Raw genomic sequence first — 14776 nt, 5'->3', positions numbered from 1 at the left:
GATGGCGATGGTCGACACCGGTCAACTCCGGCTGCATGTACAGAGGATGGGCCCGCGCGACGACCGTCCGGCGACCGCCACGGTGGTGCTGGTGCACGGTCTGCTCACCGACAGCCTGGCCAGCTACTACTTCACCGTCGCCCCGTCGTTCGCGGCGGCCGGCCTCGACGTCGTCATGTACGACCTGCGCGGTCACGGCCGCAGTGGGCGTCCGGCGAGCGGCTACACCCTCGACGACGGCGTCGACGACCTAGAGGCCCTGCTGGACCGGCTGGCGGTGACCGGCCCGGTCCATCTGGTCGGCAACTCCTACGGCGGCACGATCGCCTTCGGGTACGCGGCCCGTCGTCCTCAGCGGGCGGCCAGCGTCTCCCTGGTCGAGTCGCAGCCGGCGACCGCGGCCTGGGCGCGGACCATGGGCGGTGTGCTGCGCCAGGTGCTGCACGAGCTGGCCCACAACGAGAGCGAGGCGCTCGCCTGGATCAGCACCAACCGCAGCCGTAACACGGCCCGCCTGGCGAGGGGCGCGGCCCGCCTGGCCCGCGAGACGACCCTCGCCCAGGACATCCCGGCCAGCAGGGTGCTGACGGAGGACCAGATCCGGGCGGTGCGCTGCCCGGTGCTCGGGCTGTACGGCGGCGACTCGGAACTCGCGCAGCTGGTGCCGTGGCTCCAGGCGCTGCTGCCGGACTGCCGGACCGTGGTGCTGCCGGGTCACGAGCACTCCGTCCTGGTCGAGGCGGCGGGAGCGGTCGGCGGTCACATCCTGACCCTCATCCAGCAGACGGCTGCAGCCTCAGTTGCGGCAGCGGCAGCGGCAGCGGCAGCGGCTGCGGCGACAGCCGGGACCGATGGCGTGACCAGAACCGAGACCACGCCCCAGACCGAGGCCGAGGCGGTCACCAGGTGAGCGGATTCCTGTTCGTCGTACCGCCGTTGGTCGGTCACATCAACCCGGCGGTGGGTGTCGCGGCCGAACTCGCGGGGCACGGGCACCGGGTGGCCTGGGCGTGCGCCGATCCCGCACTGGTGCTGCGGCTCGCGGGAGCGGGCGCCGAGGTGTTCCCGTGCGCCGGACCGGTCCTGGGCGCGGACGGCGCGAGGCGCCCCCCTGAACTGCGCGGGCCGCAGGCGCTGAAGTTCCTCTGGGAGTGGTACCTGGTGCCGCTCGCCGAGGCGATGGCGCCGGGCGTGCGGGCGGCCGTCGAGGAGTTCCGCCCGGACGTGGTGGTCGCCGACCAGCAGGCCTTCGCCGGCGGGCTGGTCGCCGAGTCGGCGGGCGTGCGGTGGGCCACGTCGGCGACCACGACGGCCGAACTCGGCGGCGCGCTGGCCGGGTTGCCCGGGATCACCACCTGGATGGAGACGTGCCTGGAGGGTCTGCGGGCCCGCGTCGGCGGGAGCCCGTCGGTGACCGCCGACCCCCGCTTCTCCCCGCATCTGGTACTCGCGTTCAGCACTCCGGAGCTGGTCGGTGCCCACGCCATGACGAACGGCCCCGTCCACTGGGTCGGCCCGTCGATCGCCCGCCGCCCGGCCGGGTCCGACTTCCCCTGGGACCGGCTGGACCCCGCGCGCGCCACGGTCCTGGTCACCCTCGGCACCGCCAACACCGATGTGGGCGTGCGTTTCCTCACCGAGTGCCTGACCGCTCTGCGCGCCCGGGCGGACCGCGTGCAGGCGGTCGTCGCCGACCCGGGAGGGGTCCTCGCGGCGCAGGCGGACGACGACGACAAGGACGTACTGGTCCGTGCCTCGGTCCCTCAACTCCCGCTTCTCGAACGGGTCGACGCGGTCGTCTGCCACGCCGGGCACAACACCGTCTGCGAGGCCCTGTGGCACGGCGTCCCGCTCGTCGTGGCGCCCATCCGCGACGACCAGCCGGTGGTCGCCGCGCAGGTGACCGACGCGGGGGCGGGCGTCCGGGTCCGGTTCGGCCGGGTCACCGCGGCCAAGCTGGGAGCGGCGATCGACGCGGTGCTCCACGAGCCCGGGTACCGGGTTGCGGCCGACCGTGTCCGTACGGCGTTCCGCGCGGCCGGCGGCACCGGGGCGGCAGCGACTCACCTGGAACGACTGGCCACCGGCGCAGCCCCGAAGGAGACCCCGTGAGCGACGTGAGCAGCGCGCAACAGCCCGAGTCCGGGTCCGAGGCCGGCACCGGCGCCATGCCGGAACCCGCTCCGCCGAGCCGCGCCGACCAGGTCTCCGCCCTGCGGCCCGGGTACGCGGCCGATCTGGCCGAGGGCCTGGACCGCTTCTTCGAGCCCCCGCGCACCACCTGTCCCTGGTGCGGCTCGGCGCGTCTCGAGACCAGGCTGCGCACCACCGACCTCCTCCAGCACAAGCCGGGCCGCTTCGTCCTGGACCGCTGCCAGGACTGCCGGCACACCTTCCAGAACCCCCGACTGAGCGAGGCGGGGCTGGAGTTCTACTACCGGGACTTCTACGACGGTCTGGGCGAGAAGCAGCTCGGCAACACCTTCGCGGGCCGCACTCGTATGTACGAGGAGCGCGCCGAGTCCCTGCTCCCCTTCGCCCCGGCCCCGAAGAACTGGCTGGACGTCGGTACCGGACACGGCCACTTCTGCGAGGCGGCCCGCACGGTCTACGCGGACACCACGTTCGACGGACTCGACTTCACCGACGGCGCCGAACTCGCCGAGCGCGCGGGCCGTGTGGAGCGCGGTTACCGAGGCAGCTTCCCCGAACTCGTCCCGGACCTCTCGGGCCACTACGACGTCGTCAGCATGTTCCACTACCTGGAACACAGCACCCGGCCCGACCTCGAACTGCGGGCCGCGCACCGGGCGATCCGTCCCGGCGGTCACCTGCTGATCGAGGTCCCCGACCCCGACAGCCGCTACGCCCGCCTCCTCGGCCGCTGGTGGCTGCCCTGGCTCCAGCCGCAGCACCTGCACTTCGTCCCCGTCGGGAACCTGCGCGCCCGCCTCACGGACCTCGGCTTCACCGTGGTCGCGGAACAGCACGCCGAACCCCACGACCCGGTCGACCTCCTGGCCGCGGTCTGGCTGGCCCTGGACACGGCGGCGCCCCGTGACGACCTCCCGTGGCTCCCCGGCCCGCCGACCGCCCTGCGCCGCGTCCTGCGCGCCGCCGTCCTGATCGCCGGCATCCCGGCCTTCCTCCTCGGCACGGCCCTGGACCGCCTGGTCGTCAAGCGCCTCTCCCATCGGCTCGGACTCTCCAACGCCTATCGACTGGTCGCCCGCCGGGACTGAACCCGGCTCCCCCTCCATCCCATTGACCCACCTCTGTCGACCCACCCCCATTGAATGCTCTATTCAACATCTCTAACATCACTTGGTGGATGAATTCACCCGCGGCCTCCGGAGGAGAACCCGTGCTTCCACCCTCACGCGTCAGACGTACCGTCGTCGCCCTGCTGCTGGCCGTCGGTCTCGCGGTCCCCGTGGGACACGCCTCGGCGGAACCCCGGCAGAGCGTGCCGCAGGTGTGGCCGACACCCCAGAGCATGCGCACGGGACCGGGTCGGATCACCGTCCCCGACCGGGTGGTGGAGGTCGTCGGCCACGGCACCGACCCCTCGGCCCGGCGGGTCGTCGAGACCGCCCTGCGCGCCGCCGGAGCCGACCGGATCACCACCGTCGACGCCGGTGACCGGCCGCCCGCGGCCGGACTCACCGTCTATCTCGGCGGCCCCGACGAGAACACCGCGACGGGCACGGCACTGAAACGGCTGGGCGCCACCCCGCCGACCGGCCTGGCCTCCGGCGGCTACGTCCTGTCCTCCGGACGGAGCAACGGGCGGGCGCTCCTCGCCCTCTCCGGCGTGGACACCACGGGCACCTTCTACGCGGCCCAGACCCTGCGCCAACTCCTCGGATCCGCACGGGTGTTGCCCGAGGTGACCATTCGCGACTGGCCCACCGCCGCGCTCCGCGGAGTGATCGAGGGTTTCTACGGCACTCCGTGGACCCAGGCCGAGCGCCTGAGCCAGCTGGACTTCTACGGCCGTACAAAACAGAACGTCTACGTCTACTCCCCCAAGGACGACGAGTACCTGCGCGCCCGCTGGCGCAACGCCTATCCGGCCGCCGAACTGGGCCGGTTGAAGGAACTCGTCGACCGGGCCGCCGCCAACCACGTCCGCTTCACCTACGCCCTCTCCCCCGGTCTGTCCGTCTGCTACTCCGCCGACGCCGACGTCAAGGCCCTGACGGACAAGTTCGACTCGCTCTACGCCATCGGCGTCCGCTCCTTCGCGATCCCGCTGGACGACATCAGCTACACCAAGTGGGACTGCGACGCCGACGAGAAGGAGTTCGGCACCGGGGGCGGGGCGGCGGGTGCCGCGCAGGCGCATCTCCTCAACCGGGTCTGGCAGGAGTTCTCAGGGGAACACCCGGACCTGGAACCGCTGGAGATGGTCCCCACCGAATACTCCGACCTCGCCGACTCCCCGTACAAGAAGGCACTGCGGGACAAGCTCGACCCGTCCGTGGTCGTGGAGTGGACCGGCGTCGGCGTCATCGCGCCGACCATCACCGCGGACCAGGTCACGCAGGCCCGCCAGGTGTACGGCCATCCGATCCTGGTCTGGGACAACTACCCCGTGAACGACTACGTCACCAGCCGGCTGCTGCTCGGCCCCTACACGGGCCGGGAGCCGGGAGTCGCGAGCGCCGCGACCGGGGTGACCGCCAACCCGATGGTCCAGGGCGAGGCGAGCCGGATCGCCCTGTTCACCTCCGCCGCCTACCTGTGGAACCCGCACGCCTACGACCCCCGGGCCGCCTTCCTCGCCTCCGTCCGCGACCTCGCCGGTCCCGAAGCGGCTCGATGGCTGCGCGTCTTCGCCGAGAGCAACTACTCCTCCCAGCTCGACACGACGGAGTCCCCCACGCTCACCCGGCTCATCGCCGACTTCCGTAAGGCCTACGAGCAGGACAAGGGCCTGGATGGCGCCGCCGCCCGGCTGACGTCGTACTTCACCGACATGGCCGCGACACCGGCCGAACTGCGCGCCCACCTCGACAACCCCGGCTTCCTCGACGAGACCTCCGCCTGGCTCGACAAACTCGGCCGCTACGGCACCGCGGGGCGCACGGCGGTGGACCTGCTCCTCGCCAACAAGCGGGGCGACACGGACGCCGTCACCACGTACTGGAACGAGCTCAGGACCGAGCGCAAGGAGCTCGACGCGATTCCGCAGCAGGTCTCCCCGGGCGTCATGGACCAGTTCCTCTACACGACGATGCTGGAGAACGCGCCCGACCCCGGCGTCGACGCCTCCTTCGCCCCCGCCTCCCTCTCCTTGAAGCCCGGGGCCTCCGAGACGGTGACCCTCGCCCTGTCCGACAAGCGATCCACATCCGCGAAGACCGTCTCCTGGAAGCTCGACGTACCCGCCGGCGTCACCGCCTCGCCGACCGAGGGCACCGCGACCGTCCCGGCCGGGGGGAGCACCTCGGTCGCCGTCACTCTGACCGCCGTCACGGAAGGGGTCCACTCCGTCGCGGTGTCGGGCACGGGGCTCCTCGACCGCGCGATCCCGGTCCAGGTCACCGACGGCGCGGGCTCGTCCCGCGCGCTGACCGCCAACTTCAGCGGGGCGTCCGTCAGTTCGGTCGACCTGGCCTCCGGCACGAGCACGAACATCACCGTCGGCAACAACCCGGGCGAGGTGGTGGTGAGTTCGGACGGACGCACCGCCTACGCCGCCAACCAGGGCTCGAACACGGTCAGCGTGATCGACGTGGCGAGCGGCACGGTCACCGCCACGGTCGCCGTGGGCCACGTCCCGGCCGGCCTCACCCTCACCCCCGACGGCGACATCCTCTGGGTCGCCAACTACACGGACGGCACGGTCCAGCCCGTGGACACCGGCACCCTGAAGGCGGGCACTCCCGTCACGGTCGGCTCCGGACCGGAGAACATGACGATCACGCCCGACGGCACGACCCTCTACGTGGCGAACATCCACGACAACACCGTGACCCCGGTCGACCTCACCACCGGCACGGCGAAGGACCCGGTCCCGGTGGGTCCCAGCCCCTTCAACGTGGTGGCGGCGCCCGACGGGAAGACGGTCTACGTGTCCAACTCCGGCGGCTCGACGGTCACCCCCATCGACACCGCCACCAACGACACCGAGCCGACGCTCCTGGTCTCGGGCCAGGCCTACGGCCTCGCCCTCTCACCCGACGGCCGCACCCTCTGGATCAGCCCCAGCAACGGCGACTCGGTCACCCCGGTCGACACGGTCACCGGCGCCCCCGGCCCGAGCATCGAGGTCGGCAGGTCCGCCTTCGACGTCGGTCTCGACTGGAACGGCGCCACGGCGTACGTGACCACCGCCGACGGCAACGCCCTGGTACCGGTCGACACCGCGAAGGGCACCACGGGCGCGCCTCTGACGACCGGGGCGTATCCGCTCGCCGTCGCGCTGACACCCGTACCGGTGAAGCAGTAACAGGACGGTGGCCGGGGCCCATTGCCGACCCCGGCCACCATTCCGTACGACGGCTCAGCTGGCGGTACGCCGGATCCGGCCCGCGTACCGCTTCTCCAGCTCCAGGTTGCCCTCGAAGCCGCCGGGCACGTTGGCCGAGACGTACACCGGAGGATTCTCCCCGGCGGCGAGGAGCAGGGCGGAGGCCTCCGCGACCGCCATCTGGACCAGCATCACGCCGGTGAGCGTGGACAGGGCGGACACCGCGCCGCCGTTCGGGAGTTCCAGGAGGGCGTCACCGCGGGGGGCCGCGTTGTCGAGGACGACGTCGGCGAGGTCGGCGAGCTTCTTGCCGCTCGGGTGGCCGGCGGGGACCGCCCGGGTGTGGGTGAGGGAGGTGATGGCCAGGATCCGGTGGCCCTGCTCCTTGGCGCGCAGGGCCATCTCGACGATCACGTTGTTGACGCCGGAGTTGGAGATGACGACGAAGAGGTCCCGGGGATGCGGGGCGGCGAGGTCGTAGAGCCGCGCGGCCACACCGGCCTGACGTTCCAGCAGCGGGTCGTCGAGGACGGTGGGGTCGTCGCCGCCGTACAGGACGAGGTCGGCGATGCTCAGCCGGTTCGTGGGCACCAACCCCCCGGCACGGCCCGCGAGTTCGAGGACGATCGCCTGCGAATGGCCGGTGCCGAAGGCCTGTATGACGCCGTTTGCGCGGATGGTGTCGGCGATCAGTCCGGCGGCACGGGCCACGTCCTCGCGGGCGGACTCGGTGATGTGCTGGAGGACGGCCAGGCTCGCGCGCGCGAACCCCTGGGCGCTGACGGACTCGACGGACACGCGACACTCCCCTGCTGATGGATTGAACCACCCTATACATCTCAAGAGGTGAATCAATAAATCACGTACGGTCCTGGTATTCAATCCGCCCCATGAACGGTGGCTGATACATTCTTCCCATGCCTCCGACGGACGTCACCACTCTCATCCGCACCGAGCTGCCCCGGCTGGCCGGCTCCCTGCGGAAGGTCGGCGAGCTGATCCTGGAGGATCCGGCCGCCGTCACCCACTGCTCGGCCGCGGAGCTGGGCCGCCGCACCGGCACCTCCCAGGCCACGGTGACCCGGTTCTGCCGCGCGATCGGTCTCGACTCCTACCAGCACCTGTTGATCGAGCTCGCCCAGGAGCGCGGCCGCGGCCAGGCCTCCGACTGGGGCACCGCCGAGATCGGCCCGGACATCTCCCCCGACGACGACCTCGAGCGGGTCGTCCAGGTCGTGGGCAGCGCCGATCTGCGCGCGGTCCAGCAGACCATCGACCGGATCGACCTCGACGCGATCGAGCGCGCCGCCCAGGCCATGGCCCGCGCCCGCCGGATCGACGTGTACGGCGTGGGCGGCAGCGGCGCGGTGGCGCAGGAGACCGAGACCCGGCTGTTCCGCATCGGCTGCACGGTCCGCGGCTGGACCGAGGTGCACGCGGCCAGCACCTCCGCCGCCCTGCTCACCCCGGCGGACGTCGCCATCGCCATCTCGCACTCCGGGGCGACCCGCGAGACCATCGAGCCGTTCGAGCTCGCCAACGAGCGCGGCGCCACGACTGTCGCGATCACCGCCGACCCCCGCTCGCCGCTCGCCCGCGCCGCCGACATCCGGCTCATCTCCTCCACCTCCGAGAGCAGCTTCCCCACCGGCATCATCGGCGCCCGGCACTCCGTCCTGGTCCTCATCGACTGCCTCTACGTCCGGGTAGCCCAGCTCACCTACCAGCGCGCGAGCTCCACGCTCGCGCTGACCGACCACATCGCGGGGCGACACACGGTGAAGAACCGGCGCGCGCGCTGAGGGTCGCGGCTCGCGCGGCCGAATGTGTATGGATGAACCACCGGAATTACACAACGATGGTTGTTTGAATCATCGTTCCGGTGCCACGATGGGGTTTCGCCGAGCATCCTCGTAGGAGCCCCATGCGCGTGTCCTGTGTCGAGTCGACCGAGCTCTTCGTCGGAACCACCGAGCAGCCGCGCCAGGTGGTGGCCGTCGAGCTGAGCCACACCCCCGGCCGGACGGTCCGGCTCACCATCGAGGGCCCCGGCGTGCACGGCACCGTGGACGCCACGGTGACCGAGGACGGCACCCTGCGCGCCGAGATACCGGTGACCGCCGATCTGGCCGTCGGCGAGCGCCGCGCGATCACCGTCACCGCCGCCGACGGGGACCAACTCGCCCGCCACGCAGGCGAGTTCGTCGCCGCGGAGCCCGGCTGGACGATGTTCATGGTCAGCCACTTCCACTACGACCCCGTCTGGTGGAACACCCAGGCCGCCTACACCGAGACCTGGGACGTCCGCGACGACCCCGCCTCCACGGGCCTGCCCGCCCGCCCCTTCGGCTACCGCGGCGACTCCGGCATGAGCCTGGTGCGGGCCCACTCCGACCTGGCCCGGCGCGACCCGGCGTACACCTTCGTGCTCGCCGAGGTCGACTACCTCAAGCCCTACTGGGACGCCTTCCCCGAGGAGCGCGCCTTCCTGCGTGAGCTGATCCGCACCGGACGCGTCGAGGTCATGGGCGGCACCTACAACGAGCCGAACACCAACCTCACCGGCGCCGAGGCGACCGTACGCAACGCGCTGTACGGCGACGGGTTCCAGCGCGGGATCATGGGGGCGTCCCCCGAGACCGCCTGGCAACTGGACGCGTTCGGGCACGATCCGCAGTTCCCGGGGCTGATGGCGGACGCGGGGGTCACCTCCAGTTCGTGGGCGCGCGGGCCGTACCACCAGTGGGGACCGACGATGTCCGTGTTCGGCGAGGCGCCGCGCGACCCCGGCCGGATGCAGTTCCCCGCCGAGTTCGAGTGGATCGCGCCCTCGGGACGCGGACTGCTGACCGCGTACATGGTCAACCACTACGCCGCCGGCTGGGTGATCGACAGCGCGCCCGCCCTGCCCGAGGCGGAGGCCGCGGCCCTCAAGCTGTTCAAGGGGCTGAAGAAGGTCGCGCTCACCCGGAACGTGCTGCTGCCGGTCGGCGGGGACTACGCGCCGCCGTGCCGGTGGGTGATGGACATCCACCACGACTGGAACGACCGGTACGTGTGGCCGCGGTTCGTCAGCGCCGTCCCCCGGGACTTCTTCGCCGCCGTCCGTGCACAGCTCGACGAGGAAGGCCGCAGGGCCTCCCCGCAGACGCGGGACATGAACCCGATCTACACCGGCAAGGACGTCTCCTACATCGACACCAAGCAGGCCCAGCGGTACGGCGAGGCCCTGCTCGCCGACGCCGAGGCCTGGGCGACGCTCGCCTCGCTGGTCACCGGCCACCCCTATCCCGACGCGGCCCTCGACAAGGCGTGGCGGCAACTCGTCTACGGCGCCCACCACGACGCCGTCACCGGCTCCGAGTCCGACCAGGTCTACATCGACCTGCTCACCGGCTGGCGGGAGCTGTACGACCTCGCCGAGACCGTGCACGCCGACGCGACCCGGGCCCTCGCCGGCCGGGTGGCCCCGGGCAGCGGCCCCGACCTGGTGGTCTTCAACTCCGCGACCTGGCAGCGCCGGGACGTCCTCACGGTCGAGGACCCGGGCCTGGTCCCCGTGGACGACGCCCTGCGTCCGCTGCCCGCCGTCCGGGAGGGCGACGGCCGGCTCAGGGTCGTCGTACCGGAGGTGCCGGGCATGGGACTCAAGGCGCTCCCCCTGGCCGAGGGGTCGGTGCCCGGGTGGACGCCCGGCGAGGGAACGACCATCCGCAACGAGTTCTACGAGGTGACGGTCGACCCCGGACGCGGCGGCGCCGTCAGCGGCCTGCGCGCGCTCACCGAGGAGGGCGGCCGGGAACTGCTGCGCCCCGGCGACATCGGCAACGAGCTCGTCGTCCAGGAGGAGTACCCGCGCCACCCGCACTTCGGCGAGGGCCCCTGGCACCTCACGCCCACCGGCACGACCGCCGCCCGCAGCCGGGACGTGAGCGCCGAGGTCGAGGTCGAGCACTCCCCCGCCGGATCGCGGATCACCGTCCGCGCCGACCTCGGGCTCTTCCGGTACACCCAGCGGCTGACGCTGTGGGCGGGCGTCGACCGCCTCGACGTCACCACGACCGTCGACGGCTACGACGGCGCCGACCGGCTGATCAGGGTGCGCTGGCCCTCCGACGTACGCGGCGGACTGCCGGTGCACGAGGTGGCGGACGCCGTCATCGGGCGCGGGTTCGGGTTCGTCGAGGTGGACAGCGAGCAGTTCCCGTGGACGCTGGACAACCCGGCCAACACCTGGTTCGGGCTGGGCTCCACCGCCCGGGTCGCGGTCCACGACGACTCCGGTACGTTCCTCGGTCACCGTTCGATCGGTGTCGCGGAGCTGGTGTACGCGGACTGGGGCGCCGCCGGTGACCTCGGTACTCCGCTCGCGGCGGCCCTGGTGCGCGCGGGTGTCACCGCGACGTCGACCATCGCGGGCGGCCCCCGTTACGGCGACCTGGAGATCGACTCCAACCTCCCCGACATCCGGATCGCCGTCGGCGGCCCCGACCGCAACCCGGTGGTCGAGGAGGCCCTCGGCTGGGATCCGGCCGCCGGACGCGAACTCGCACGGCAGCTGGCCGAGCGGGGGGTGGCGGCCGTGTGGGTCGCGCCGCGCGCCTCGCTGCGCGAGGAGTGGGTGCCCGGGGCCGACCTGCGCGACCTGGAGCGGCTGCCGCTGCTCGTGGTGGCGGGGGCCCGGCACGAGGACGACGCCAAGGCGGTCGACACGCTGATCGCCGACCTGGACGACTTCAGCGTCACGGCCACCGCGGCGGGCGGCGGTGAGGCGCTGCCTCCGGGCGACGCCTGGGACGGACGCGGCTTCGCCGTCCTGAACCGGGGCACGCCCGGCTGCGTGGTCACCGCGTCGGGCGACCTCTACCTGTCCCTGATGCGGTCCTGCACCGGCTGGCCGTCCGGCATCTGGATCGACCCGCCGCGCCGCACGGCCCCCGACGGCTCCGCCTTCCAGCTCCAACGCTGGTCCCACACCTTCGAGTACGCCGTCGTGGCCGGCGAGGGCGACTGGCGGGAGCTGCGACTGCCCGCGCGGGGACACGAGTTCAACCATCCGCTGACCGCCCGGCGGCGGGACGCGGAGACGGCCTCCGTGCTGCCCAGGACCGTCTCCCTGCTCACGCTGGAGCCGGCCCGCGAGGTCCTCCTCGACGCGCTCAAACCGGCCGGCTCCCCGCTCGCCCGAGGCAGCGTGGTCCCCGTCGAACCGCAGGGCGGAGTCGTCGTCCGGATGCACGAGGTGAACGGGCGGCCGGTTCGGGCACGGCTGCGGGGTCCGGCGCGATGGCTGGACGGCGCCCGGGCGGACGTCCTGGAGAGGCCCGGGGAGCCGCTGGCGCCGGACGGGGAAGGCGTGCTGGACGTCCCGCTGACCGGCTTCGAGGTGGCGACGGTCCTCGGCACGCCCGCGGTGGACACCGAACCGTCCCCGGGCCCCTCGGTCGCGGCCCACGAGCCCGCCCAGCCCGTCCACACCCGTTACTGGCTGCACAACTCCGGGCCCGCGCCCCGCGGCAACCTGCCCGTGGCCGTCTACCTCTCCCCCGCCGCGCTGACCGCCTCCGGTCCCGTCACCGCGACCGTCCGGGTCGGCTCGGAGCTGACCGACGCGCCGGCGCGGGGCACGGTGACCTTCGAGGTGCCGCCCGGCTGGTCCGCCGAGCCCGCCGAACTGCCGTACGCGCTGGGCCCGGGCGGGTTCAGCCTCGGCGAGGTCACGGTGACCCCGCCGCCGGGCGCCGAGCCGGGCCGGCACTGGCTGGCGGCCCGGCTGTCGTACGGCGGGCAGACGTACGAGGACGTCGTGGCGCTGGACGTGCCCGACGGGCACACCGGACCGACGCTGGTGTCCCGGCTGGGCGTGGAGCGGGTCACCGTGCGCCGGGGCGAGCGCGCCCGGGTGCCGGTGACCGTGCGGAACCCCACCCGGGGCCCGGTGAGCGGGCAGTTGTGGGCGCTGTCGTCGTGGGGCACCTGGGCGGGGGTTGGGCCCGGCTGCCAGGGGTTCACGGTGGACGGCGGGCAGGAGCTGGAGTGCGTGATCGAGGTGGACGGGTCGGCGGTGCCGCCGGGGGCGTACTGGCTGCTGGCGAAGGTCGCCTGGCACGGGTCCGTCGCCTACACGGAGGCGGTCACGCTGGAGGTGACGCCATGAGCCCTCCGACCGGGCACGCCGCCGTGGTGGACGGCGCCGCGATCAGCAGGGACCGTGTGGACGCCCTCCTGCGGGCGGTCCCGCCCCGCGACCGCGAGACCCGTCCCGAGGCCATCGCCCGTGCCGAACGGCAGCGGCGGCGCTGGGCCACCCAGGTCGTGGTCACCGACGAACTCGCCCGCCGGGCCTGCGCGGACCGGGGGCTCGCACCCCCGGCGGAGGTGTCGCCGGAGGTGCTCGCCGTGGCCGAGGACGACGTGGCCGACCTTGGCAGCATCGTCGCGGCGGCGCTCGCCCACTCCCCGGCGGCGCGGCTGCTGCTGGCCGAGCTGGAGGCCGGGCAGGACGTGCCCGAAGCGGCGGTACGGGACTACTACGACCGCAACCGGGACCGCTTCCTCACCCCGGAGGCGCTCAGGCGCGGGGTGGACCCCTTCGGCGGGGCGTCCGAGGAGGACTTGCTGCCGTACCAGGAGGTCCGCGAGGGGGTCGTGGGCGAGCTGCGGCGGGCGGCGGGCCGACGGGCCTTCTTCGACTGGCTGGACCGGGCGCGCGCGGGTGTGGTGTACGCGCACGGGCACGAGCACCCGGGCGATCCGTCGCATCCGGACCACGAGCACCGGCACTGATCTCGTACGGAACCGAAAAGCAACACGGAAACCATTGACCTCCGATGAATTCTGGTCCACCTTTTCATCAACCAGAGTCGAAGTTGGTTCATTGAGCCAGCCACATCCTGACTCGCCCGGTCGCAGGAGGGCCCACCACATGCGCGCAAGAAGACTGACCCGCACCCTGACCTGTATCGCCGCCCTGTCCCTGGCCGCCGCCGGCTGCGGCCTGTCCGGCGGTTCGGACAGCGGCGACTCCACCGCCGGCGGCTGCAAGGTCGACAAGGGCAACGTCGGGTCGGGGAAGCTCACCGGCGACGTCAAGGGCCAGATCACCTTCCAGACGACCAACCTGAAGAAAGACTTCGGGGACTTCTTCAACGGAGTGATCAAGGACTTCGAGAAGGCCCACCCCGACGCCAAGGTCAAGTGGATCGACGATCCCGGCGACAACACGTTCACCCAGCGCACCGTCGCCGACGCCCAGGCCTGCACCCTGCCGGACGTCCTCAACCTCAACGCCGAGACGGCGACCAGCCTCACCAAGGCGGGCTACCTGCTCAACCTGGGCGTCAAGGACCCCGACTCGGCCAAGCCGTTCGTCCCGGCGTTCTGGAAGTCCAGCACCTTCAAGGACGCCTCGGGCACCTCGGCGCACACCGTCCTCCCCTGGTACACCGGCGGCATCCTGCTGACGTACAACACCGATCTGCTGAAGAAGGCCGGTGTCGATCCCGCGAAGCCGCCGACGACCCTGTTCGGGCTGTTCGCCGACTACGAGAAGGTCGCCAAGTCGGCCAAGGGCGAGTACTACGCGACGATGGCCAACCCGATCTGGCGGATACCGGCCGACTTCGACCAGATGAACATCAAGACGCTCTCCGCCGACGGCAAGTCCGCGGTGTTCGCGAACGATCCGCGGACCACCCAGTGGGTCGCCTGGATGGCGAAGCTCTACAAGGAGGGCGCCATGCCGAAGGACTCGCTGTCCTCCAGCAACGACCCCTCCACCCTGTACAGCCAGGGCAAGGTCGCCTACGGCTCTACGAACCCGAGCTTCGTGCGCTTCGTGAAGCAGAACAGCCCGTCGGTCTACGACAAGACCGGCGTCGGTCAGCAGCCCTACGACCAGCTCGGCCACGTCACCGCCGCCCCGCAGTACATCGGGGTCGCCTCGACCAGCAAGCACGCCGCCGCCGCCCTCGCGTTCGGCGAGTTCCTCACCAACGCCGAGAACCAGACGGCCTGGTGCAAGGACCCGAACGTGGTGATCTTCCCGACGACCACGACCTCTCTCAACGACCCGTTCTTCCAGAACGTGACCGGCAGCGACCCGTTCTCCGAGGCCCGCAAGCTCGTCGCCGAGCAGCTGAAGACGACCACGGCCTACCAGACCAACCTCTCCCCGGCCGTGCAGAACGCCATCGTCTCCCAGGTGCAGCTGGCGATGCAGGGCAAGAAGAGCCCCGAACAGGCCGTGAAGGACGCCCAGGAGAAGGCCAACGAGCTGCTGAAGCAGGCAGGCTGACG

At 72.0% G+C, this 14776-nt stretch carries 9 protein-coding genes; 8 read left to right on the top strand and 1 reads right to left on the bottom strand.

What is annotated here, in order from left to right; genetic code table 11:
* Position 1: 1 nt before the first annotated feature.
* The 4 genes from OHA64_RS36535 (at position 2) to OHA64_RS36520 (ending at position 6457) form a co-directional block, all read left to right on the top strand.
* Positions 2–910, top strand: coding sequence for an alpha/beta fold hydrolase (locus OHA64_RS36535; RefSeq protein ID WP_405620589.1), 909 nt, complete (start codon positions 2–4; stop codon positions 908–910).
* Positions 907–2112 carry a glycosyltransferase gene (locus OHA64_RS36530; RefSeq protein ID WP_405620587.1) on the top strand — a complete coding sequence of 402 codons (1206 nt, stop codon included), beginning with the start codon at positions 907–909 and terminating at the stop codon, positions 2110–2112. The genes OHA64_RS36535 and OHA64_RS36530 overlap by 4 nt, the downstream gene beginning before the upstream one ends.
* Positions 2113–2168: 56 nt before the next feature.
* The gene (locus tag OHA64_RS36525) at positions 2169–3242 is read left to right on the top strand and encodes a class I SAM-dependent methyltransferase (RefSeq protein ID WP_405624266.1); all 1074 of its coding nucleotides are present in this window, start codon (positions 2169–2171) and stop codon (positions 3240–3242) included.
* Positions 3243–3364: 122 nt separating this feature from the next.
* Complete coding sequence (locus OHA64_RS36520; RefSeq protein ID WP_405620585.1) at positions 3365–6457, top strand: beta-N-acetylglucosaminidase domain-containing protein; 3093 nt, start codon at positions 3365–3367, stop codon at positions 6455–6457.
* Positions 6458–6511: 54 nt separating this feature from the next.
* On the opposite strand, the gene OHA64_RS36515 is transcribed toward OHA64_RS36520, so the two are convergent.
* A complete protein-coding gene (locus tag OHA64_RS36515) occupies positions 6512–7276 on the bottom strand; it encodes a sugar isomerase domain-containing protein (protein WP_405620583.1) in 765 nt (254 codons plus the stop codon).
* 119 nt (positions 7277–7395) lie between these two features.
* Here OHA64_RS36515 and OHA64_RS36510 point away from each other — a divergent pair, with 119 nt between their 5' ends.
* The 4 genes from OHA64_RS36510 to OHA64_RS36495 all read left to right on the top strand — a co-directional run bounded on the left by OHA64_RS36510 (position 7396) and on the right by OHA64_RS36495 (position 14774).
* Positions 7396–8280, top strand: a complete 885-nt coding sequence (locus OHA64_RS36510) for a MurR/RpiR family transcriptional regulator (protein ID WP_405620581.1) — start codon at positions 7396–7398, stop codon at positions 8278–8280.
* Between the two features lie 122 nt (positions 8281–8402).
* Positions 8403–12635, top strand: coding sequence for an NEW3 domain-containing protein (locus OHA64_RS36505; RefSeq protein WP_405620579.1), 4233 nt, complete (start codon positions 8403–8405; stop codon positions 12633–12635).
* Entirely contained in the window at positions 12632–13264 is a 633-nt protein-coding gene (locus OHA64_RS36500) for a peptidyl-prolyl cis-trans isomerase (RefSeq protein WP_405620577.1), read from the top strand. Before OHA64_RS36505 ends, OHA64_RS36500 begins: the two co-directional genes overlap by 4 nt.
* 139 nt (positions 13265–13403) lie before the next feature.
* On the top strand, positions 13404–14774 hold the full coding sequence (locus OHA64_RS36495; protein WP_405620575.1) for an extracellular solute-binding protein: 1371 nt from the start codon (positions 13404–13406) through the stop codon (positions 14772–14774).
* Positions 14775–14776: the final 2 nt, after the last annotated feature.

The organism is Streptomyces sp. NBC_00076 (genome assembly GCF_045041235.1).
Taxonomy (GTDB): domain Bacteria; phylum Actinomycetota; class Actinomycetes; order Streptomycetales; family Streptomycetaceae; genus Streptomyces.
Note: the sequence above shows the minus strand (reverse complement) of the source record. Positions and strands in the feature narration are given on the sequence as shown.